Genomic DNA, 21,799 nt, shown 5'->3' with positions numbered 1-21,799 from the left:
CTTAAAAACCTGGGACCGGCCAGGACGGTTTTTTACCCGATAACACTTCGTCAATGCCGATGGCGGAATGAAGAGACGCCCTGTCGGTTGCTTCGATAGTGGCGGCGCCGATATGGGGGCCGATGACGATATTGCTCAGCGCGAAAATAGGATCGTTGGCATCGAAGGGTTCTTTCTTCAAAACATCAACACCGGCGCCGGCGATAATTTGCTGGCTTAAGGCGTGATAAAGTGCGCGCTCATCGACGAGTTTGCCGCGGGCGGTATTAATGAAATAGGCGCTGGGCTTCATCATCGAGAACTGTTTTTCGCCGACGAAGTCGGTGGTTTCCGCTGTTGTTGGGCAGTGCAGCGAAATGAAATCACTCTCTTTGAAAATTCGGTCGAAATCGTCAGTCAGTTCGACACCCTCGGGGATCTGCTGCTGCGTTTTATAGGGATCATAGGCAATGACTTTCATATTAAAGCCGTGCAATGCTTTTAACGCGACGCGCGAGCCGATATTTCCTACGCCAATTAAACCCAGGGTTTTACCATCAAGTTCAACTTTCGGGGTGCGCAGTTTTGCCCAGTAATAATCTTCAAGCATTTTTTCTTCGACCAGCTTGAAATTACGTGAGCAGTGCAGCATATAAAATATGGTCAGTTCCGCAACTGACATACTGTTGGCTATCGGGGCATTTAATACCACAACGCCATGACGTTTGGCTGACTCCAGATCTACGGTATCGTAACCTGCGCCATGGCGGGCCACCACTTTGAGCTTTTTAGCCGCTTCAAAAACGCGGTCGGACATTTTTGACAGGCGCACGATGATACCGTCGCAGTCGCCGATATCGCGGATGATATCTTCCTCTTCCATCCCGGAACCATTAATTAGCTGATAACCCCGGCTTTCCAGATACTCTCTCCCTTCGGCCATGATCTCTTGCGGGAGTAGAATTTTATACGTCATGTCAATTTCTCCAGTGTTGTTTACGTGGAGATAAGTGCATGCCCTATGCCACAACTTATTTATAGTGTGATAATTTTTATAATATATTGAAATTAAAATGATTTTTATTTTGTTAATTAATGGTGAATTGTTTTTATGTTGATGAGTATCACAAATTTATATTAGGGGTTATCGTCGGGTTTTTTCATTATGAAATGGCTGGATTGCAAAATTAAATAACGGTGTTATGCATTTCACATTGTTGCTCGACAGGGCATTGGCAGCCAGTGATTGACATTTTGTTTGCGGTTAACTAAAACGATGGCGGAATGAATAAATAAAAAGGGGGTATTGACTATGAATAATGCCCAGATTGAAATGTTCAGTGTTATGGTACAAACGGGGAATATTCATCATACAGCACAACGTTTTGGTATCGATGCCGCGTCCATTACCACCAGTATTTGTGCGCTGGAAAACGAGATTGGTTTTAATCTCATCGTGCGAGGGAAAAATATCAGGAAGGTAATATTAACGGAAAAGGGAAAGGCTTTTTACAAACTCACGCCAGAGATCCTTTGTATCCTGAATGCTATCGCCACGATTCGTTGCGCCCAGAACCTGGTTGAATAAGCCCGGCGCAAATCGGCCGGGCTGTTACGTGATGTTAGTTCAACCCAAGAAAATACTGGGCGATTTTGAAATAGATAATCAGCCCGGTGCCATCAATCAGCGTAGCGATAAACGGCGCGGAAACCACCGCCGGGTCGATGCCGATCCGCTTAAGCACCATCGGAATGATCGACGAGACAATCGCGCTCCACAGGGTAATACATACCAGCGTCAGGCTGACGATCAGCGTGATTTCCATGCCAATCCCCATCATCCAGGCGCGCAGGCAGCCCGCCAGACCCAGGGTCAGGGCAATCAGAAACGAGGTCGACACCTCTTTGCGGATCACCCGCCCCATATCGCGCAGCCGCACTTCCCCCAGCGCCATCGAGCGCACCAGCGTCGAGGTGATCTGCGTTCCGCTATTGCCGCCGGTGCCGATGAGCAGCGGAATAAAGAAGGCGAGGGCGATGGCCGATTCCAGCGCCTCTTCGAAATGCTGCAGCACGCTGCTGGTATAGGCTTCGGCCACGAACAGCAGCAATAGCCAGACCGAACGTTTCTTCCACAGCGTCCACGGACTGCTTTCCAGATACGGTTTTTCCAGCGGTAGCGTCGCCCCCTGCAGCTGGGCGTCTTCGGTGACGTCATCCTCCAGCAGATGGGCGATCTCCTTTTCCATCAGGCAGCCGACCAGCTCGCCTTTATCGACAACCGGTACCAGGTCGAGGCCGCGCTCGCTGAGCTCGGCAATCACCTGCGGGCGCTCGTCGTCAGGTTTGACGCGAAACAGGCAGCTGTCCATCAGGTAGCGGATAGACTGCCCGACATCCCCTTCCTGCAGGAGCTTTTTGACCGACAGGCTGCCGCGCAGTTTCCTGCCGGCGACGACAAATACCTGGCCGGGAATATCATCACTGTCCAGCTGGGAGATAAAGTGTTCGCGCGCCTCATGGACGCTGAGATGTTCCTGCAGCGTAATAAAATCGGTACGCATGTACTGGGCGATCGCATCGCCGTCGAAGCCAGAGGTCGCCTGATGGGCGGCGCAGAGTTGAATGGAAGACATGATTAAAATCCCTATAAAAAATCACTCATAGGGGCGAACAAGACAGGGTTAGCGCAGGCAGATCCCTACGTCCTGGTTTTAGCACTGCATAACGTATCTGAACGGTCATGACCGCCAGAAGTTACCTTGGCAACACCTTGATTCGATGGAAGCCTGTATTTCCCTGAGTGGTCTCTCTCGATACCAACAGGGCGGTAACTTGTATTTATGCAGGAGCCTCGCCATAACGAGATCGTTAAATGAGGCGCCATTATTGGCGAAGAGGGATAATTCACAAAGCGTATAGTTTATGTGGTTTATCAACTGTTGATAAACCACCCAAGAATTTTCAAATAATTAATCATCCGCTAAACACTGCAAATGCCCATGCCGCACGCCGCGCTGGGCAATCACGTCGTCGGCAAAATGCTGTACCTCGGCCATGTCACCTTTCAGCACCGCAATCTCGAGGCAGTCGTCATGACTGATATGCACATGCAGCGTGGCGACGGAGAGATCGTGATGATGATGCTGGGTGGCCACCAGCCGGCTCGCCAGTTCGCGTTTCTCATGTTCATACACGTACGACAGGACGGCATACCCGCGCCGTGATTCCGGCGACGGAGGATCCTGGTTGAGGGCGTCGCGCAGAATATCGCGTACCGCCTCCGAGCGATTGTGGTAGCCACGGCGGGCGCTGAGCGCATCGAGGGCGGCCAGCAGGTCATCATCAAGGGTCAGGGTTACGCGCTGCATGGCATGGCCTCGTTTAGCAGAGTGGCAGGAAAAGGGGGGAGCACCGCTTGCTGGAGCGCCTGTCCGGCAGGGGAGTGCAGGCGCAGCGGTAAGCTGACCGTCGCGGTTTCGACGATGCGCCCGTGCTCCATCACCAGCACTCGCTGGCAAAAGCGCTCCACCAGCCGCAGGTCGTGGGTGATGAACAGGCAGGCGGTGTCAAACTGCGCCTGCAGACGCTTCAGCAGGGCGATAATCTCCGCCTGCAGCAGCAGATCGAGATTTGAAACCGCTTCATCCAGGATCAACAGCTGCGGCCGTACCGCCAGGGCGCGTGCCAGGCAGACGCGCTGCAGCTGTCCGCCGCTGAGCTGCGCCGGGCGCTTATCGAGCAGCGACGGCGCGAGGTCGACGGCCAGCAGCATCTCTTCCACCCGCCGCGAACGCGCCTCACGCGACAAGCGTAACAGATGGCGTAGCGGTTCGCTGACGATCTCGCGCACCGTTTTGCGCGGATTCACCGCGCTGAAGGCATCCTGAAATACCAGCTGAATATCACGGCGGAAGGCGCCGATGGCCTCGCCCTTGAGGGCAGTCAGCGGCGTGCCGCGCCAGGCAATATCACCGTGCTGCGGCGTTTCCAGACCCACCAGCATCCGCGCCAGGGTGCTTTTCCCACAGCCGCTGCGTCCGAGCAGGGCCACCGTTTCGCCGGGGGCGATGGCGAGATGGATCGCATGCAGGACCCTGCCGTGGTGAGGATAATCGTGACTCACTCCGGTGACGCTGAGTAAATTCATGGTGTTTTCTCCAGGCCGTACAGCGCCAGATGCGCGGCCAGCAGGCGCTGGCTGAGCGGGTGCCGCGGGGCGCTAAATAGCGTATTCACATCGCAGTGTTCAACGAGGCGACCGTTCTCCATGACCGTCACGTGATGCGCCAGCCGCGCCACGACGCCCATATCATGCGTCACCAGCAGCAGCCCCAGACCGCGCCTGGCGACGATATCCGCCAGCAGATCGAGAATGCGCGCCTGGGCGATGGCATCGAGATCGGTCGTCGGCTCGTCGGCGATGATAAAGGGCGCGCGGCTGAGCAGGGCGAGAGCGACCATCATCCGCTGCAGCATGCCGCCGCTCATCTCAAAGGGGTAGCGCTTCAGCAGCGCCCGTGGATTGTCCAGACCCACTTCCTCCATCGCAGCCAGCAGCACGGCGTCATTTGTTTCACGACCCGCTGCCCGGCAGGTTTCCCGGGCGTGCGCGGCCATGGTCTGCAGTGGATTAAAGGCGCTGCGTGGGTTTTGCATGATAGTGGCAATAGTCGTGCCGCGCAGTTGTTCGCCGTGCACCGGAATGCCGTCGAGCAGCACCCGGCCGGCGGTTTGCCTGACGCCAGGCGGCAACATGCCCAGCGCGGCGGCGCAGGTCAGCGATTTTCCGCAGCCACTGCTGCCGAGCAGCGCCAGCACCTGCCCGCGGCGCAGGGTGAAGGAAACGTCGCTGACCAGCGGTCGGTCAGCGGCAAGCGAGATCTGTTCCAGTTGGATCTTCTGCGGCATCAGTGGCTATGCTCCGCGATCAGGTGGGGATCGAGACGATCGCGCAGCGCGTCGCCCAGCAGGTTAAAAGCCATCACGCTGATGAACAGCGCCAGCCCCGGCCAGACCATTTGCAGCGGCTGGGTCCAGATATACTGTCGGGCGTCGTTGATCATTACCCCCCATTCCGCCGTCGGCGCGCTGACGCCGAGACCGAGGAACGACATGCCGGCCACGTGAAGCATCATATGTCCGATATCCAGCGAGGCGAGCACCAGCAGCGAGGGGATCACCGCCCCGGCCAGATGGTCGCTGAACAGCCGCCACTGGCTGGCGCCGCTCAGTCGGGCGGCGAGGATAAATTCGCGCTGGCGCAGGGAAACCACCAGGTTACGCACCATTCTGGCATACCAGGCCCAGTGCGACAGCGCAATGGCGAGGATCACGTTGGTCAACCCGGTACCCAGCACCCCCACCATAAAGAACGACAGGATCGAGGTCGGAAAGGTCATAAACAGTTCGGCGAGGCGCATCAGGCCGCGGTCGGCGCGGCCGCCCAGCAGCCCGGCGCTGCCGCCGACCGCCAGACCGATCAGCAGCACCAGCAGCAGACAAGCCATCACCGCCCCCAGCGAAACGCGGGTGGCGGCCAGCAGGCGTGAGAAAATATCCCGGCCGAGATGATCGGTGCCGAGCCAGTGCGCTGCGCCCGGCGGTAGCAGCCGCTGCTGAAGGTCAATCGCCGCTGGATCCCAGGGCAGCCACCAGCCACTGCCGATGGCGATGACTGCCAACAGCGCGATAACCAGCATGGCCAGTTTTACCGGCCAGCGAAAGCTTTGTAGCCATCTCATGCGCTCACCTCCTCGTGGCGGCGCAGGCGCGGGTCGAGCGCCGCGTTAAGCACATCTACCGCCAGATTAGCCAGCACGAACACCGTCACCATCATCAGGGTAAAGCATTGGATCACCGGGTAATCGCGATTGAAAATGGCGGAAACTGCGTAGCGGCCGACCCCGGGCCAGGCAAAGATATTTTCGATAATCATGGTGCCGCCGATCAGCTCGCCAATGTGCATGCCCATGGCGGTCACCACCGGCAGGGTGGCATTGCGCAGGATATGTCGGCGCTCCACCTGGCGCGCGCTCAATCCGCGTAGCCGCGCCCATATCACGTGACGCTGGCTGGCGGCGTCCAGCATGCTGGCGCGCAGCAGGCGGGCGTTGATCGCCAGCGACATAAAGGCGATGGAGACGGCGGGCAAAATCAGGTGCTGCCAGTCGCCATACCCCATCGCCGGGAGCCACTGCAGATGCACGGAAAAGAGCATCACCAGCAGAAAGGCCAGCCAGAAGTTCGGCATTGAGACGCCAAGAAAGGCAATCAGCCGTACCACATAGTCCGGCAGGCGATCGCGATGGCGCGCCGCCCAGATGCCCAGCGGCAGGGAGGTGACGAGGATCAGCGCCAGCGCCGCGCCGGTGAGCAGCAGGGTGGCTGGCAGGAAGTGCAGCAGGTCATCCAGCACCGGGCGCTGGGTGGCATAGGAGAGACCGAAATCCAGGTGCAGCGCCCGCCACAGCCAGTGCAGATACTGCATCGCCAGCGGCTGGTTGAGCCCCAGCAGCTCGCGGGTCGAGGCAACCATCTCTTCAGTGGGCGGCAGGTTCGACAGGCGTAAATAATCCAGCGCCGGGTCACCGGTGCCGAGCCGCAGCAGCAGAAAGATGATGGCGGAGGCGGCGAGCAGCAGCGGGATCAGCAGCAGCAGGCGGCGTAAAATATAGCGTAGCATTATGGCGTTACCGGGTTAATCTGATCGAAAGGGATCTCGGTGGTCACCGGGGCGAACGGGATCTCCCCGACCTCCTGGTGCGCAACCGACATCAGCGAGACATAGCTGATGGGCAGATACACCGCGTCCTGATGCAGGCGGGTCAGCACATCGTGGTACCGTTTTCTCCGCAGCGCCTCGTCCCCCGTGGTCAGTACTTCGCTAATCTCTTTATCAATCAGCGCCTTGTCCGGCAGGCCTCGCTGGGCCTGGTAATCCGCATGCGACGGGACGCGCATCGAGCTTAAAAAGGCATGCGGATCGTAGGGCGCGCCCCAGGTGCGATTGAAGATCATACCGAAGCGGCCTTCGCGCTGGCGGGCGTAAATGCTGCTCTCCTCCTCACCCACCAGGGTGACCTGGACGCCGACCTGCCGCAGATTGGCCTGAATAATTTCGGCCATTGATTTAGCCAGCGCGTCGGTGCCGATAAACGCCAGCTCAATCGCCAGCGGTTGCCCGGCTTTTTGTCGCCAGGGCTGGCCATCCGGCTGCTGCCAGCCAGCCTGCTCCAGCAGGGCGCGGGCTTTTGCCGGGTCGTAACGGCGCGGCGTCAGATCCTGCGGCGCGTAGGGGACCGAGGGGGCAAACAGGGTGTCGGCAACCTGCTGGGTGCCATACAACACGCTATCGACAAGGGTCTGTTTATCGACGGCGTAGTTGAGCGCCTCACGAACCGCCTGCTCGCGGGTCGGGCCCTGGCTGGCGTTCAGCGCCAGCATCACCGTTTCCACCGGGGCGGACAGGCGCGCCACGTAGCCGGGGTGATGGCGAAAACGTTCGAAGGTGTCCAGCGGCAGCAGCCCTTCGTCACCGTAGAGCATATCGATTTCCCCGGTTTCGAACGCCACCGCCCGGCTGGTGGCGTCGGGGATCACCTTGATGGTGATTTGCTGCAGTGCCGGTTTACGACCCCAGTAGCGCTCATTGCGTACCAGCACATCGCGCTGATTGAGCTGCGAGCTCGCCAGTCGCCACGGACCGGTGCCGATCGGGGCTTTAATGCCCCTGGCGGTGCCGCCATCGATAAACTGCGAGGGCGCGATGAAGCGGAACGGGCGGGGCAGGGCCAGCTCTTGGAGTAAGGGCGCGTAGGCGCTTTTCAGAGTGATCTGCAACTCAGTGGCGCTGAGCGCCCGCACGTCGGTGATCTGGTTGGCGAGCTCAAGCCAGGCATGGCGTTGGCGGTTGGCCAGCACCGCCTGGAAATTGGCCGCCGCGGCCTGGGCGTTAAACGGTTCGCCATTGGAGAAGGTCACATCGTCGCGCAGGGTGAACCACCAGGTTTTACCATCGGCGGCGTGACGCCAGCGGGTCGCCAGCCAGGGCTGTACGCTGCCGTCAGCCTGATACTTCACCAGCGGTTCATAAACCATGCTTTGGGCAAACATCTGGTTGGGCGTATAGAGATGGGGATTCAGCGGGCCGACGTTAACCGGCCAGGCGGTGGTGAGCTGGTGCGGCGCGGCCTGAGCCAGTAAAGGGACGCAGGCAACCAGCGCCAGCAGGGTGAGGCGGATAGTAGACAAGACGGCGATCTCAGCGACAGGAAAGTATGACGATTTTAGTGATTCATCATACTTTGGGAGTAACCTGGATCAATATTGCGCCGGAAAGTATAAGAAAATCGTATCATTACATACGGGCGGTAAACACCGCCTGCGCCTCTCAGGGCGCCCGGAATAAGCCCAGCAGCGTGGCCACCTGTTCGTCGATCGGCGCCAGGTCCCGCTTGACGATCAGATGCAGCGGCGTCGCGCGGCGCGCGCCGTGGCTGAGGGGCAGCCGCTTCAGCACGCCCTGGTCGAGATGGGGGCGAATGCGCTCTTCCGGCAGCCAGCCGAACCCGACCTGATACATCACCGCATCAATGGCGGCGTCAATGGTGGAGAAGGTCCAGGCGTCACGCGTCGCCTGACCATCGCCGGTCTGATCGGCAATGCGCACCAGCGGCCACGGCGCCAGCGTGCTGTCCTCCAGCGGCCCGTGGAGCGCGGCAAGAGGGTGGTCGCGGTGGGCGACGGCAATGAAATCAATATTCATCAGCCACTCTCCGCGGCCGGTAATATCCTGGCGGCGGGTCAGCACCATCACATCGGCTTCCGTCCGCGCCGCGCTCTCGTCATCAACGTTTTCCAGCACTTCGGTGAGTCTGACCTGGGTCTGCGGATAGCGCTGCTGAAACTGGCGTAAAATCGCGAATAGTCGCTGACGAGGGAAAATGCTGTCGACCACCAGATCCAGGCGGGTGCGCGCCCCGTTGCGCAGAGTGGCGGCGTGGGTCTCGACGTAGGCAAAGGCCTGCAGCAGCGGTTTGACCTGATTTAGCAGTAGTTCACCCGCGGGGGTGAGTACCGCCCGCCGGCCGGACGGCGCCAGTAGCGCCACGCCTAAGCGCTCCTGCAGCAGCGCGAGATTATAGCTCACCGAAGACTGACTGCGGTTGGTCTCCTCCGCCGCTCTGGCAAAGCTCCCCAATTCCACTACCTTTTCGAGTAACGCCCATTGCTCCAGGGTTGTCTTGTGCATAATCAATCTAAAATTTGGATGTATTTAATCCAAACATAGCGTTATTCATTCATTTTTTAAAGACGTATGCTGTCCTCAACAAAACAGAGGAGAATAAATGATGAGCACTTTCGACAAACATGACCTCAGCGGCTTTATCGGTAAACATCTGGTCTATACCTACGACAACGGCTGGAACTACGAGATTTACGTCAAAAATGGCCACACCCTCGACTACCGTATTCACAGCGGCATCGTCGGCAATCGCTGGGTGAAAGATCAGGAAGCGTACATCGTGCGGGTGGGGGAAAGTATCTACAAAATCTCCTGGACCGAACCGACCGGCACCGACGTCAGCCTAATCGTCAACCTGGGCGACAAACTGTTCCACGGCACCATTTTCTTCCCGCGCTGGATCATGAATAACCCGGAAAAAACCGTCTGCTTCCAGAACGACCATATTCCGCTGATGAATTCGTACCGTGATGCCGGCCCGGCCTATCCAACGGAAGTGATTGACGAGTTCGCCACTATCACCTTCATTCGCGACTGTGGCGCCGATAATGACGAGGTCATTAATTGCCCGGCGAGCGAATTACCTGCGGATTTTCCTGCAAACTTGTAATTCAGCAGAAATAACTTTGTGATCTGCGCTAACATTTTGTCATTAAGCGTGACGATCGCTAATTAAAGTATTGTGTATTGGTTTAATTCCCGTTTACTTTTTGCTATTGCGTTCCTGTTTCTTGCCGCTTAACAGGAACGCTTTCCTGTCATACCCCTGCCATAAAAAATTCCTATCATACTGTTTAGTAATGAGTTATTACTTATTCTGAGAAAATATTAATTTCTTAATATTATCCTAAGCAAGGTCGACTACATTAATAGTGGTCGAAATACCCTGAAATGGAATGCCGCGCTGAACTCACTTCATTTTAATTTCGTTTAAGTCCGCAGGCGCAGGATATTTTATTCTAACGACCCTGATTTGTGCGTGGGTCAACTACAGAACAGGATGATGATGAGCGATTTTTTGCCGTTTTCGCGCCCGTCGATGGGCGACGCAGAGCTGGCTGCGCTGCGTGAAGTTTTAGCGTCGGGCTGGATCACCACCGGACCGAAGAATCAGGCACTCGAAGCGGCATTCTGCCAGCTGACCGGCAACCGCCACGCGATTGCCGTCAGTTCAGCGACCGGCGGGATGCATGTGACCCTGATGGCTCTGGGTATTGGCCCCGGCGATGAAGTCATTACGCCGTCCCAGACCTGGGTCTCCACTCTCAATATGATCTGCCTGCTGGGCGCTACGCCGGTGATGATCGATGTCGATAACGACAATCTGATGATTACCCCTGACGCGGTGGAAGCGGCGATCACTTCGCGTACCAAAGCGATAATTCCCGTGCACTACGCGGGCGCGCCAGCCGACATCGACGCCATTCGCGCGGTGGGCGAGCGCCACGGCATTCCGGTGATTGAAGATGCCGCCCATGCGGCGGGTACCCATTATAAAGGCCGCCACATTGGCTGGCAGGGGACCGCCATTTTCTCGTTCCACGCGATCAAGAACATGACCTGCGCCGAAGGCGGGCTGATTGTCACCGACGACGACGAGCTGGCCTCCCGTATCCGCAGTCTGAAATTCCATGGTCTGGGCGTGGACGCCTATGATCGTCAGACCCACGGCCGCGCGCCGCAGGCGGAGGTGATCACCCCGGGCTTCAAGTACAACCTTGCCGATATCAACGCCGCTCTGGCGCTGGTCCAGCTGGAAAAACTGAGCCACGCCAATCAGCGCCGGACGGAGATTGCCCAGCGCTACCTGCGCGAGCTGGCGGACACGCCGTTTAAACCGCTGACCGTCCCGGCATGGGATCACCAGCACGCCTGGCACTTGTTTATCATCCGCGTCGATGAGGCCGCATGCGGCATCAGCCGCGACGCGCTGATGGAAAAGCTGAAGGCGATGGGTATCGGCACGGGTCTGCATTTCCGTGCGGCTCATACGCAAAAATATTACCGCGAGCGCTTCCCTGAGGTTTCCCTGCCAAATACCGAATGGAACAGCGCCCGCATCTGTTCTCTCCCGTTGTTCCCGGACATGACCGATGACGATGTCACTCGCGTCATTTCCGCACTGCGCCAGCTGTCAGGACGTTGATATGCTTACTTACCCTCCCGTGAAGAAGGTCTCGGTGGTTATCCCGGTTTATAACGAACAGGATAGTCTGCCGGAACTGCTTCGTCGTACGGATACCGCCTGCGCCACGCTGGGGCGGCAATATGAAATTCTGCTGATCGACGATGGCAGCAGCGACGATTCCGCGCGCATGCTGACCGAAGCCGCCGAGGCGGAAGGCAGTCACGTCGTCGCCGTGCTGTTAAACCGTAACTACGGCCAGCACTCGGCGATCATGGCCGGCTTTAGCCATGTGACGGGCGATCTGATTATTACCCTTGATGCCGATCTGCAAAACCCACCGGAGGAAATTCCGCGGTTAGTAGAGAAGGCTGATGAAGGCTACGACGTGGTGGGCACCGTCCGCCAGAACCGTCAGGACAGCATCTTCCGCAAAAGCGCCTCGAAGATGATCAACCGCCTGATCCAGCGCACCACCGGCAAAGCGATGGGCGACTACGGCTGCATGCTGCGCGCTTACCGCCGCCATATTATCGACGCGATGCTCAACTGCCACGAGCGCAGCACCTTTATCCCGATCCTGGCGAATACCTTCGCCCGTCGCGCGGTCGAGATCCCGGTGATGCATGCCGAGCGCGAATTCGGCGACTCCAAATACAGCTTCATGCGCCTGATCAACCTGATGTACGACCTGGTGACCTGTCTGACCACCACGCCGCTGCGTCTGCTCAGCATTTTCGGCAGCGTGATTGCCCTGCTGGGCTTCGCCTTCGGCCTGCTGCTGGTGGTGCTGCGCCTGGCCTTTGGCCCGCAGTGGGCGGCGGAAGGGGTGTTCATGCTCTTCGCCGTGCTGTTTATGTTCATCGGCGCCCAGTTTATCGGTATGGGCCTGCTCGGCGAGTATATCGGACGCATCTATAACGACGTTCGCGCTCGTCCCCGCTACTTTATTCAACGTGTTGTTCGCCAGCCGGAAACGGCATCTAAAGAGGAAGATCGTTCATGAAAGCCGTAGTCTTCGCTTATCACGATATGGGCTGCACCGGTATCCAGTCCCTGCTGGACTCCGGGTATGATATCGCTGCTATTTTCACCCACCCGGATAACCCTGGCGAAAACCATTTCTTTGGCTCCGTGGCGCGCCTTGCCGCCGAGCAGGGCATTCCAGTGTGGGCGCCGGAAGACGTGAACCATCCGCTGTGGATTGAGCGTATCCGCGAGATGAAGCCGGACGTGCTGTTCTCCTTCTACTACCGCAACCTGCTGGGCGATGAGATCCTCAATCTGGCGCCGAAAGGGGCGTTCAACCTGCACGGTTCGCTGCTGCCGAAATATCGTGGCCGTGCGCCGCTGAACTGGGTGCTGGTCAATGGCGAAAGCGAAACCGGCGTCACCCTGCACCGCATGGTGAACCGCGCGGATGCCGGCGATATCGTCGCCCAGCAAACCGTGGCGATTGGCCCGGATGACGCGGCCCTGACGCTGCATCGTAAGCTGTGCGCCGCCGCCACTGAGCTGCTGGGCCAGGCGTTGCCGGCGATCCTTGAAGGAAAAACCGCAGAGCGCCCGCAGGATCACAGCCAGGCGACCTACGTGGGGCGTCGTACCCCGGAGGATGGCCGCCTCGACTGGGAGCAGCCGGCGCAGACCCTGCACAATCTGGTGCGTGCCGTCTCGGATCCGTGGCCGGGCGCCTTCGGCTACGCTGGCGCGAACAAGTTCATCGTCTGGAAATCCCGCGTCCGCCACGATCTGCCGGCAGCCAAACCGGGTACCGTTATCTCCGTTGCGCCGCTGATCGTGGCGTGCCAGGACGGGGCGCTGGAAATTGTCACCGGCCAGACCGAACGCGGTGTGTACATGCAGGGCGCTCAGCTGGCGCAGGCGCTGGGCCTGGTGTCCGGGGCGGTGATCAGCAGCAAACCGGTGGTGGCGATTAAGCGTCGCACCCGCGTGCTGATCCTCGGCGTCAATGGCTTTATCGGTAACCATTTGACCGAGCGCCTGCTGCAGGACGACAACTATGAAATTTACGGCCTGGATATCGGCTCCGACGCCATCAGCCGTTTCCTTGAGAGCCCGCGTTTCCACTTCGTGGAAGGCGATATCAGCATTCACTCCGAGTGGATCGAGTATCACATTAAGAAATGCGACGTGGTGTTGCCGCTGGTGGCCATCGCCACCCCTATCGAATACACCCGCAACCCGCTGCGTGTGTTCGAGCTGGATTTCGAAGAGAACCTGAAGATCATCCGCGATTGCGTGAAATACAATAAGCGCATCATCTTCCCGTCGACCTCTGAAGTGTATGGCATGTGCACCGATAAAAACTTCGACGAAGATACCTCCAATCTGGTGGTCGGGCCGATCAACAAACAGCGCTGGATCTACTCGGTTTCCAAGCAGCTGCTGGATCGCGTGATTTGGGCCTACGGCGATAAGTACGATCTTAAGTTCACCCTGTTCCGTCCGTTCAACTGGATGGGGCCGCGCCTGGATAACCTCAACGCCGCGCGTATCGGTAGTTCCCGCGCCATCACCCAGCTGATCCTCAACCTGGTGGAAGGGTCGCCGATCAAGCTCATCGAGGGCGGCAAGCAGAAGCGCTGCTTCACCGATATCAGCGACGGTATCGAAGCGCTGTTCCGCATCATCGAGAACAAAGACGGCCGCTGCGACGGGCAGATCATCAACATCGGCAACCCGGAAAACGAAGCGAGCATCAAAGAGCTGGCCGAAATGCTGCTCGCCTGCTTCGAACGCCATCCGCTGCGCGATCGCTTCCCGCCGTTTGCCGGCTTCCGTGAAGTGGAAAGCAGCGATTACTACGGGAAGGGCTACCAGGACGTTGAGCATCGTAAGCCGAGCATTCGCAACGCCAAACGCTGCCTGAACTGGGAACCGAAGGTGGAGATGGAAGAAACGGTCGAACACACGCTGGACTTCTTCCTGCGTACAGTTGAACTGGTGGACGATAAAAATCCATGAAACAGGTCGGCTTACGCATAGATGTCGATACCTTTCGCGGAACGCGGGACGGCGTTCCACGGCTGCTGGACCTGCTGGGCCAGCACGGGATCCAGGCAAGCTTCTTCTTCAGCGTCGGGCCGGACAATATGGGGCGCCATCTGTGGCGCCTGGTAAAACCGAAGTTTCTGTGGAAGATGCTGCGTTCCAGAGCGGCTTCGCTGTACGGCTGGGATATTCTGCTGGCTGGCACCGCGTGGCCGGGACGCCGCATCGGCGCGGGTAACGAAGCGGTGATCCGCGCGACCGCCGAGTCTCATGAAGTCGGGCTGCATGCCTGGGATCACTACAGCTGGCAGGCGTGGAGCGGCGTCTGGCCGCAGGAACGGCTGACGCTGGAGGTTGAGCGCGGCCTGCTCGAACTGGAACGCATCATCGGCCGGCCGGTCACCTGTTCGGCTGTCGCCGGCTGGCGCGCCGATCAGCGGGTGGTCAAAGCCAAAGAATCCTTCGATTTTCTCTACAACAGCGACTGTCGCGGCACGCGGCCGTTCCTGCCCCAGCTCGGTAGCGGCACGTTCGGTACGGTGCAGATCCCGGTCACGCTGCCGACCTGGGATGAGGCGGTGGGCACGGCGGTCGATATCGCCGGCTTTAACCGCTACCTGCTCGACTGCATCCATCGCGACCCGGGCGTGCCGGTCTATACCATTCACGCCGAAGTGGAAGGTATTGCTTACGCCGATCAGTTCAATGAACTGCTGACCATGGCGGCGGAAGAGGAAATTCAGTTTTGCCCACTGAGCCAGCTGCTGCCCGCTGACTTTAGCGAGCTGCCGTCTGGCAAAGTGGTTCGGGGTGAACTGGCTGGCCGGGAAGGCTGGCTCGGACGTGAACAATTACTGACTTCGGGTGTTTGATGAAAAGCATTCGCTATGGCGTCTCTCTGATTGCGCTGTTTGCGCTGTATTACCTGCTGCCGCTTAATTTTCGTTTGCTCTGGCAACCCGATGAAACCCGCTATGCGGAGATCAGCCGTGAAATGCTGGCCACCGGTGACTGGGTGGTGCCGCATTTTCTCGGATTGCGCTACTTCGAAAAGCCGATTGCCGGTTACTGGATCAACAGTATCGGTCAGTGGCTGTTTGGCCATAATAACTTCGGCGTACGCTTTGGGTCGGTCTTCGCTATCACCATGACTGCCCTGCTGGTGGCCTGGCTGGCGTGGCGCGTCTTTCGCGACAAAAAGGTGGCTGTCCTGTCGCCGGTGATTTTCCTTACCGCGATGCTGGTGTATGCGATTGGCACCTATGCGGTGCTGGACCCGATGATCACCCTGTGGCTGGCGCTGGCGATGTGCAGCTTCTGGGGCGCGGCGCAGGCGCAGAGCCGCAGCGGCAAAATACTGGGCTACGCGCTGCTGGGCGTCGCCTGCGGTATGGGGGTGATGACCAAGGGCTTCCTGGCGCTGGCGGTGCCGGTGGTGGGCGTGCTGCCGTGGGTGATCGCCCGTAAACGCTGGCGTGAAGTGCTGACCTACGGCTGGCTGGCGGTGATCGTCTGTACGCTGGTGGTGCTGCCCTGGGGGCTGGCTATCGCCCAGCGCGAGCCGGACTTCTGGCGCTACTTCTTCTGGGTCGAGCATATTCAGCGTTTTGCCGAAAAAGATGCCCAGCACAAAGCGCCGTTCTGGTACTACATTCCGTTCCTGATCGCCGGCAGCCTGCCGTGGCTGGCCCTGCTGCCGGGGGCGCTGAAGCGCGGCTGGCTTGAGCGCGATGAGGCTCGCGGCGCGCTGTATCTGCTGGGTTGGGTGGCGATGCCGTTCCTGTTCTTCAGTATCGCCAAAGGCAAACTGCCGACCTATATCCTGCCGTGCTTTGCGCCGCTGTCGATTCTGATGGCCCGCTACGCGCTGGAGGCCGCAAAGACCGGCGCAAAAGCGCTGCGCATCAACGGGATGATCAACCTGGGCGTTGGCCTGCTGGGGCTGATCGCCGTGCTGGTGGTCTCACCCTGGGGCGTGATGCACAAGCCGGTGTGGACCAAGATTGAGCTGTATAAATGTCTGCTGGCGGCGATCGCCTTCGCCGTCTGGGCGCTGATGGGCTGGCTGGCGATGAAAAACCCTGGCCGCCGCTGGAGCCTCGCCGCGCTCTGTCCGCTCGGCCTGGCGCTGCTGGTGGGCTTCGCCATCCCGGACCGGGTTATCGACAGCAAACAGCCGCAGTTCCTCGTGGATATCGTCAGTGAATCCCTGCAGCCCAGCCGTTACGTCCTGACCAACAACGTTGGGATCGCCGGCGGCCTGGCCTGGGAGCTGAAGCGCAGCGATATTATTATGTTCGACAAACAGGGTGAGCTGAAGTACGGTCTCGACTGGCCGGATGCTCAGGGAAGCTTTGTCAGCCAGGCCGGTTTTGCCGACTGGCTGGCCACGCACCGTCAGCAGGGGCCGGTCTCGCTGGTGCTGTTGATGGATAAAGGAGAGAGTATGGTTGACTTACCGTTACCGAAGCCAGATAACGCCTACGAGCTGGGTCGGGTGGTCTTCCTTCAGTATCTGCCGCAATGAGCGTCTGGATCTGTCTGGTGTTCGCCAGCCTGCTGAGCTGCGCCGGGCAACTCTGCCAGAAACAGGCGACCCGCCCGTCCCGTCGCGGACGGCGGAGTCGCCATATACTCTTCTGGCTGGGGATGGCGCTGTTATGCCTGGGCTGCGGCATGCTGCTGTGGCTGAGCGTGCTGCAGTCTATTCCGGTCAGCATCGCCTATCCGATGCTGAGCCTGAATTTCGTCTGGGTTACCCTCGCGGGCTGGGGCATCTGGCATGAGCCGGTCGCTCGCCGTCACTGGCTTGGCGTCGGGTTGATCGTCGTGGGCATTGTCATTCTGGGGACCAGCGTCTGATGGGCTTTCTCTGGGCATTATTCAGCGTCGGCCTCGTCAGCGCCGCGCAGTTGCTGCTGCGCAGCGCCATGGTGGCCTTGCCGCCGCTGACCGATATTGTGGCATTTCTCCAGCATCTGCTGCATTTCCAGCCCGGGACCTTCGGCCTGTTTTTCGGCCTGCTGGGCTACCTGCTGTCGATGGTCTGCTGGTACTTTGCCCTGCATCGCCTGCCGCTGTCGAAAGCGTATGCCCTGCTGAGCCTGAGCTATATCCTCGTGTGGGCCGCCGCCATCTGGTTGCCCGGCTGGCATGAGCCGTTCTACTGGCAATCGCTGCTGGGCGTGACGATCATTGTCGCCGGCGTGTTGACCATCTTCTGGCCGGTCAAACGCCGCTAGCCGGGGAGCCGGCTTTTGGGACGGCCCGGGCCGAGCAGGATCGCCAGCTTGCTGCCTCCGACGGTGGTCTCCATCCAGATTTTACAGACGCTGGTTAACGGTACCGAGAGCAGCATCCCCACCGGCCCCAGCAGCCAGCCCCAGACCAGCAACGACAGGAACACCACCAGGGTCGACATTCCCAGCCGATGGCCCATCATGCGCGGCTCCACCATGTTGCCCAGCACCATATGCACCACCAGAAACAGCGCCCCGACCAACAGGCACTCATAAATGCCGCTAAACAGCAGCGCCTGCAGCATCGGGGGGATAGCGGAGATAGCGGAGCCAATGTTCGGCACATAGTTCAGCAGAAACGCCAGCACCCCCCACATCAGGGCGAACTGTACCCCCATCGCCAGCAGCCCCAGCCAGACAATCAGCCCGGTCCACAGGCTAATCAGCGTCTTCAGCGCCAGATAATGGGTGACGCCTTTCAGCGCCCGGTGCAAGCCGGCGATATGCAGGCGCGGGTTATTGAGGGCAAAACGCAGTTTATAGGGCAGGTGGCGAACCTCAAACAGCATAAAGATCACTGTCATCACCAGCAGCACGATGCTGGCCATCGCCCCGGAAAGCTGGGTCATTAGCGTCGTGGCCCAGGTCATCAGCCGTTCTGAATCCATGCGCTGCAGCATGCGCTCCGGATTGATATGCAGATTAAGGAAAGGGAGATACTCCTGGAGCTGGAGGATCTTGCGCGTCAGGGCGCGGTTGAAATCGGGGAGCATGGCGACAAAGTCATTGAGCGACGCCGCCAGTACGCCAAGCAGCGCGGTGAGCATCACCAACATCGCCGTCACCACCAGGGTAATGGCGAACGGACGCCGCACCCCGCGGCGAATGAACCAGGTGACCAGCGGGTTGAGAACAATAGCGAAAAACAGCGCCAGCAGCAGCTGCACCAGAATATCGGCGGCGGCGTGGATCCCGGCGAGGATAATCACTAACGCTGCCAGCTTAAGTAAAATATGGAGCCCGGCTTTATCAGCCTGCGGAGAGGACATAGGGATTCCTTTTATGAGTCGCGCCAGATAAGTGTAGCGGTTCGCCGACTGCCAATATTCCGAAAGGAGGGCTGCTTTTCCGCCGACAGCGTGGTAATAGTGAAAGCTGATTGTCGAAATCTGGTGGAACCTGATGCCCGAACCCGTCGCCGAGCCGGCGCTCAATGGACTGCGCCTCAATCTGCGGATTGTCTCTGTCGTTATCTTTAACTTTGCCAGCTATCTCACCATCGGCCTGCCGCTGGCGGTGCTGCCCGGCTATGTGCATGATGTCATGGGCTTTAGCGCTTTCTGGGCCGGGCTGGTGATTAGTCTGCAATATTTCGCCACGCTGCTCAGCCGCCCGCATGCCGGGCGCTATGCCGACCTGCTGGGGCCTAAAAAGATTGTCGTCTTCGGTCTCTGCGGCTGTTTTTTGAGCGGTTTGAGCTATCTGTTGGCGGCCTGGAGCAGCGGCTGGCCTCTGGTTAGCTTGCTGCTGTTATGCCTCGGACGGGTGATCCTTGGTATCGGCCAGAGCTTCGCCGGCACAGGCTCGACGCTGTGGGGCGTCGGCGTGGTCGGTTCGCTGCATATCGGGCGGGTGATCTCGTGGAACGGGATTGTGACCTACGGGGCGATGGCGATGGGCGCGCCGCTCGGCGTGCTGTGCTATTCACACATTGGCCTCAGCGGCCTGGCGGTAGTCATTATGGCGGTGGCGCTGGTGGCGATCCTCTGTGCGCTGCCCCGCGCGGCGGTGAAGGCTACCAAAGGTAAAGCGATGTCGTTTCGCGCGGTGCTTGGCCGGGTCTGGCCCTACGGTATGGCGCTGGCGCTGGCCTCCGCCGGCTTCGGGGTGATCGCCACCTTTATCACGCTGTTTTATGACGCTAAAGGCTGGGACGGCGCGGCTTTCGCTCTGACGTTATTCAGCTGCGCGTTCGTTGGCACGCGGCTGCTGTTTCCTAACGGCATTAATCGCCTCGGTGGACTGAACGTGGCGATGCTCTGCTTTAGCGTGGAGATTATCGGACTACTGCTGGTCGGCTTTGCCGATACGCCGTTGCTGGCGAAAATCGGTACCTTCCTTACCGGGGCGGGGTTCTCGCTGGTCTTCCCGGCGCTGGGGGTGGTGGCGGTCAAAGCGGTGCCGCAGCACAATCAGGGGTCGGCGCTGGCGACCTATACCGTGTTTATGGATTTGTCGTTGGGGGTCACCGGGCCGCTGGCCGGATTGTTGATGGCGTGGACCGGGATCTCGATGATTTATCTCGCCGCGGCTGGGCTGGTGATGGCGGCGCTGCTGTTGGGCTGGCGGCTAAAAAAACGGCCCCCGGTTAGCGAACCGGAGGCCATCGCACCAGGCCAGTAATTACTGGATGGTGAGGGTGTTGATGATGCTTTCTGCTTCGGTCTGCGCCTGCTGCTGGTTGTCCGCCGGCAGGGTCACCTGCAGGGTCAGCAGTTTGTCATCCACTTTGCCGAGGATCACTGAAGACCAGGCGGTCTGCCCCTTGGCAGAGATGATGCTGTCCAGCTGCTGCAGGGTATGGCCTTTCATCTCCAGCGATTTGTTGCTCACCACCTGCAGCTGCGGGTCGCGGCTACGCTGCTGATCTTCCAGTCGTTTCGCCAGTACCGCCAGATCTTCATTGGTGCTGTCGCCGACGATGACGATGACCGCTTTCTGGCCGGTAGCGTCAGAGTAGACGTGCATGTTGTTCGCCTGGGTACCCAGTTTGCCGCTCTGGTCGGCCATGCCCGCAGGCAGGGTGAAGCTCAGTTTGCCATCCAGCAGGCTGATTGCCTGGCCGCTGGCATTGCTCTCCGCTGCTGCGCCAACGGTTGGCGCTTTTGAATCGCTGTTATCGCAGGCGGCAAGCCCCATTACCAGCAGGCCAATACCGACATATTTAACCAAATTGCGCATTGACATCTTCCTTTCGATAAACGGCCACTAATGGCTCATCCGGCTATCTTAACACATCGGCCCGCGAGTACCTTTAACTCGGCTGTAATGCCGACAAATCAGATTTATCCGCCAGTCTTTTCAACAGCATATTTAACAGCACGCCGTACATCGGCAGGAAGAAAATAATGCTGATAAGCACTTTAAAGCTGTAGTCGACGAGGGCGATTTCCCCCCAGTGGGCGGCCATAAACGGGTCCGGGCTGCGCCAGAAAGCGATAAAGAAGAACGCGACGGTATCGCTGATGTTGCCGAACAGCGTCGAGGCGGTGGGGGCCAGCCACCAGTGGCGACTCTGCCGCAGGCGGTTGAAGACGTGGACGTCGAGGATCTGCCCCAGTGCATAGGCCATAAAGCTGGCGATGGCGATGCGCGCGACGAAGAGATTAAAGGTGCCCAGCGCGGCAAAGCCCTGCCACTCGCCCATGTAGAACAGCGCAGAGATGCCGTAAGAGATAACCAGCGCCGGGACCATCACCGCGAAAATGATGCGTCGCGCCAGCGGTGCGCCAAAAATGCGTACCGTCAGATCGGTGGCGAGAAAGATAAACGGAAAACTAAACGCGCCCCAGGTGGTATGGAAACCAAAAATGGAGATCGGCAGCTGAACCAGATAGTTGCTGGAGGTGATGACCAGCAGATGAAATAGCGAAAGCCAGACGAGCGCTTTTTTGCGCTGTACGGTAGTAAACGGATTCATATTGTGACCTTTTTATGCCCGTCATGCTTCAGGTGAATGAGCAATCGGCAGCGGAACGTTGGGGTGAGGGAACCCAATAAAAAACGGCTGCATGATACTGCGTTGTCGGCGTAATGCAATGGTTGTTTTTCGCGCAAACGTTAACCTGGCTTGCGTACTGGCGAACTGGGGGTAAACTAGGGCCGTTTTGTTAACGTGAGACTAAAATGAGCGAACTTTTCTCCACTCCTGACCATACCCTGGATGCCCTGGGGCTCCGTTGCCCGGAGCCGGTCATGATGGTGCGTAAAACCGTGCGGACGATGCCGGTCGGCGAGACGCTGCTGATTATTGCTGACGATCCGGCCACCACCCGCGATATCCCGGGATTCTGCCGCTTTATGGAGCATGAGCTGGTGGCCCAGGAAACCGAAGCCCTGCCGTACCGCTATCTGATCCGCAAAAGCCACTGAGCTTTTCCCGGATAGCGGCGCGTAGCGCCTTATCCGGGCTAC

The 21,799-nt window shown here is 58.9% G+C and carries 23 protein-coding genes and 1 riboswitch; of the genes, 11 read left to right on the top strand and 12 right to left on the bottom strand.

The window, feature by feature from the left end:
- Window position 1: 1 nt before the first annotated feature.
- Entirely contained in the window at window positions 2-955 is a 954-nt protein-coding gene (locus tag HMPREF3096_RS06455; protein WP_032731395.1) for a hydroxyacid dehydrogenase, read from the bottom strand.
- Window positions 956-1,291: 336 nt separating this feature from the next.
- Here HMPREF3096_RS06455 and HMPREF3096_RS06450 point away from each other — a divergent pair, with 336 nt between their 5' ends.
- The gene (locus HMPREF3096_RS06450; RefSeq protein WP_004204933.1) at window positions 1,292-1,567 is read left to right on the top strand and encodes a LysR family transcriptional regulator; all 276 of its coding nucleotides are present in this window, start codon (window positions 1,292-1,294) and stop codon (window positions 1,565-1,567) included.
- A gap of 34 nt (window positions 1,568-1,601) precedes the next feature.
- Here HMPREF3096_RS06450 and HMPREF3096_RS06445 read toward each other — a convergent pair whose 3' ends face one another.
- The 8 genes from HMPREF3096_RS06445 to HMPREF3096_RS06410 all read right to left on the bottom strand — a co-directional run bounded on the left by HMPREF3096_RS06445 (window position 1,602) and on the right by HMPREF3096_RS06410 (window position 9,232).
- Window positions 1,602-2,615, bottom strand: a complete 1,014-nt coding sequence (locus HMPREF3096_RS06445; RefSeq protein ID WP_032731393.1) for a magnesium transporter — start codon at window positions 2,613-2,615, stop codon at window positions 1,602-1,604.
- A gap of 56 nt (window positions 2,616-2,671) precedes the next feature.
- Window positions 2,672-2,853: riboswitch (M-box (ykoK) riboswitch) on the bottom strand.
- A 98-nt stretch (window positions 2,854-2,951) separates the two neighbouring features.
- Window positions 2,952-3,350, bottom strand: coding sequence for a nickel-responsive transcriptional regulator NikR (gene nikR, locus HMPREF3096_RS06440; protein WP_002921188.1), 399 nt, complete (start codon window positions 3,348-3,350; stop codon window positions 2,952-2,954).
- Entirely contained in the window at window positions 3,338-4,129 is a 792-nt protein-coding gene (gene nikE / locus HMPREF3096_RS06435; protein WP_012540373.1) for a nickel import ATP-binding protein NikE, read from the bottom strand. Before nikE ends, nikR begins: the two co-directional genes overlap by 13 nt.
- Window positions 4,126-4,890: a nickel import ATP-binding protein NikD gene (locus HMPREF3096_RS06430; RefSeq protein ID WP_008806946.1), complete on the bottom strand. Its 765-nt coding sequence runs from the start codon at window positions 4,888-4,890 to the stop codon at window positions 4,126-4,128. Before HMPREF3096_RS06430 ends, nikE begins: the two co-directional genes overlap by 4 nt.
- Entirely contained in the window at window positions 4,890-5,723 is an 834-nt protein-coding gene (gene nikC / locus HMPREF3096_RS06425) for a nickel ABC transporter permease subunit NikC (RefSeq protein WP_012967107.1), read from the bottom strand. Before nikC ends, HMPREF3096_RS06430 begins: the two co-directional genes overlap by 1 nt.
- The gene (gene nikB, locus HMPREF3096_RS06420; RefSeq protein WP_016161924.1) at window positions 5,720-6,664 is read right to left on the bottom strand and encodes a nickel ABC transporter permease subunit NikB; all 945 of its coding nucleotides are present in this window, start codon (window positions 6,662-6,664) and stop codon (window positions 5,720-5,722) included. Before nikB ends, nikC begins: the two co-directional genes overlap by 4 nt.
- Entirely contained in the window at window positions 6,664-8,232 is a 1,569-nt protein-coding gene (gene nikA, locus HMPREF3096_RS06415) for a nickel ABC transporter substrate-binding protein (RefSeq protein ID WP_008806949.1), read from the bottom strand. Before nikA ends, nikB begins: the two co-directional genes overlap by 1 nt.
- Before the next feature lie 139 nt (window positions 8,233-8,371).
- The gene (locus tag HMPREF3096_RS06410; protein WP_032731384.1) at window positions 8,372-9,232 is read right to left on the bottom strand and encodes a LysR family transcriptional regulator; all 861 of its coding nucleotides are present in this window, start codon (window positions 9,230-9,232) and stop codon (window positions 8,372-8,374) included.
- Window positions 9,233-9,329: 97 nt separating this feature from the next.
- Here HMPREF3096_RS06410 and HMPREF3096_RS06405 point away from each other — a divergent pair, with 97 nt between their 5' ends.
- The 8 genes from HMPREF3096_RS06405 (at window position 9,330) to arnF (ending at window position 17,608) form a co-directional block, all read left to right on the top strand.
- Window positions 9,330-9,836, top strand: coding sequence for a phenolic acid decarboxylase (locus tag HMPREF3096_RS06405; protein WP_012540376.1), 507 nt, complete (start codon window positions 9,330-9,332; stop codon window positions 9,834-9,836).
- A 396-nt stretch (window positions 9,837-10,232) separates the two neighbouring features.
- Window positions 10,233-11,372, top strand: coding sequence for a UDP-4-amino-4-deoxy-L-arabinose aminotransferase (gene arnB / locus HMPREF3096_RS06400; RefSeq protein WP_012540377.1), 1,140 nt, complete (start codon window positions 10,233-10,235; stop codon window positions 11,370-11,372).
- Window position 11,373: 1 nt separating this feature from the next.
- Entirely contained in the window at window positions 11,374-12,357 is a 984-nt protein-coding gene (gene arnC / locus HMPREF3096_RS06395) for an undecaprenyl-phosphate 4-deoxy-4-formamido-L-arabinose transferase (protein ID WP_008806952.1), read from the top strand.
- On the top strand, window positions 12,354-14,339 hold the full coding sequence (arnA, locus tag HMPREF3096_RS06390) for a bifunctional UDP-4-amino-4-deoxy-L-arabinose formyltransferase/UDP-glucuronic acid oxidase ArnA (protein WP_032731382.1): 1,986 nt from the start codon (window positions 12,354-12,356) through the stop codon (window positions 14,337-14,339). Before arnC ends, arnA begins: the two co-directional genes overlap by 4 nt.
- On the top strand, window positions 14,336-15,238 hold the full coding sequence (gene arnD / locus HMPREF3096_RS06385; protein WP_012967111.1) for a 4-deoxy-4-formamido-L-arabinose-phosphoundecaprenol deformylase: 903 nt from the start codon (window positions 14,336-14,338) through the stop codon (window positions 15,236-15,238). The genes arnA and arnD overlap by 4 nt, the downstream gene beginning before the upstream one ends.
- Window positions 15,238-16,893 (top strand): lipid IV(A) 4-amino-4-deoxy-L-arabinosyltransferase, encoded by a 1,656-nt coding sequence (gene arnT, locus HMPREF3096_RS06380; protein ID WP_008806955.1) that lies wholly within the window; start codon window positions 15,238-15,240, stop codon window positions 16,891-16,893. Before arnD ends, arnT begins: the two co-directional genes overlap by 1 nt.
- The gene (arnE, locus tag HMPREF3096_RS06375; protein WP_008806956.1) at window positions 16,890-17,228 is read left to right on the top strand and encodes a 4-amino-4-deoxy-L-arabinose-phosphoundecaprenol flippase subunit ArnE; all 339 of its coding nucleotides are present in this window, start codon (window positions 16,890-16,892) and stop codon (window positions 17,226-17,228) included. Before arnT ends, arnE begins: the two co-directional genes overlap by 4 nt.
- Window positions 17,228-17,608: a 4-amino-4-deoxy-L-arabinose-phosphoundecaprenol flippase subunit ArnF gene (gene arnF, locus HMPREF3096_RS06370; protein ID WP_008806957.1), complete on the top strand. Its 381-nt coding sequence runs from the start codon at window positions 17,228-17,230 to the stop codon at window positions 17,606-17,608. Before arnE ends, arnF begins: the two co-directional genes overlap by 1 nt.
- Here the strand turns inward: arnF and HMPREF3096_RS06365 are convergent.
- Window positions 17,605-18,654, bottom strand: coding sequence for an AI-2E family transporter (locus HMPREF3096_RS06365; RefSeq protein WP_032731377.1), 1,050 nt, complete (start codon window positions 18,652-18,654; stop codon window positions 17,605-17,607). The two genes, arnF and HMPREF3096_RS06365, sit on opposite strands and share 4 nt — an antisense overlap.
- Window positions 18,655-18,787: 133 nt before the next feature.
- Between HMPREF3096_RS06365 and HMPREF3096_RS06360 the strand changes: the two genes are divergently transcribed.
- Window positions 18,788-20,008 (top strand): MFS transporter, encoded by a 1,221-nt coding sequence (locus tag HMPREF3096_RS06360; protein WP_008806959.1) that lies wholly within the window; start codon window positions 18,788-18,790, stop codon window positions 20,006-20,008.
- On the opposite strand, the gene HMPREF3096_RS06355 is transcribed toward HMPREF3096_RS06360, so the two are convergent.
- Together HMPREF3096_RS06355 and HMPREF3096_RS06350 are read right to left on the bottom strand one after the other, a co-directional pair.
- Window positions 20,009-20,566: a DcrB family lipoprotein gene (locus HMPREF3096_RS06355; RefSeq protein ID WP_012540380.1), complete on the bottom strand. Its 558-nt coding sequence runs from the start codon at window positions 20,564-20,566 to the stop codon at window positions 20,009-20,011.
- Between the two features lie 73 nt (window positions 20,567-20,639).
- On the bottom strand, window positions 20,640-21,305 hold the full coding sequence (locus tag HMPREF3096_RS06350) for a 7-cyano-7-deazaguanine/7-aminomethyl-7-deazaguanine transporter (protein WP_008806961.1): 666 nt from the start codon (window positions 21,303-21,305) through the stop codon (window positions 20,640-20,642).
- Window positions 21,306-21,511: 206 nt separating this feature from the next.
- Here HMPREF3096_RS06350 and tusA point away from each other — a divergent pair, with 206 nt between their 5' ends.
- Complete coding sequence (gene tusA, locus HMPREF3096_RS06345) at window positions 21,512-21,757, top strand: sulfurtransferase TusA (RefSeq protein ID WP_002920858.1); 246 nt, start codon at window positions 21,512-21,514, stop codon at window positions 21,755-21,757.
- Window positions 21,758-21,799: the final 42 nt, after the last annotated feature.

Origin of the sequence: Klebsiella sp. HMSC25G12, assembly GCF_001807705.1 — a bacterium.
GTDB classification, from domain to species: Bacteria; Pseudomonadota; Gammaproteobacteria; order Enterobacterales; family Enterobacteriaceae; genus Klebsiella; species Klebsiella variicola.
This window is presented reverse-complemented; position numbering and strand designations above follow the sequence as displayed.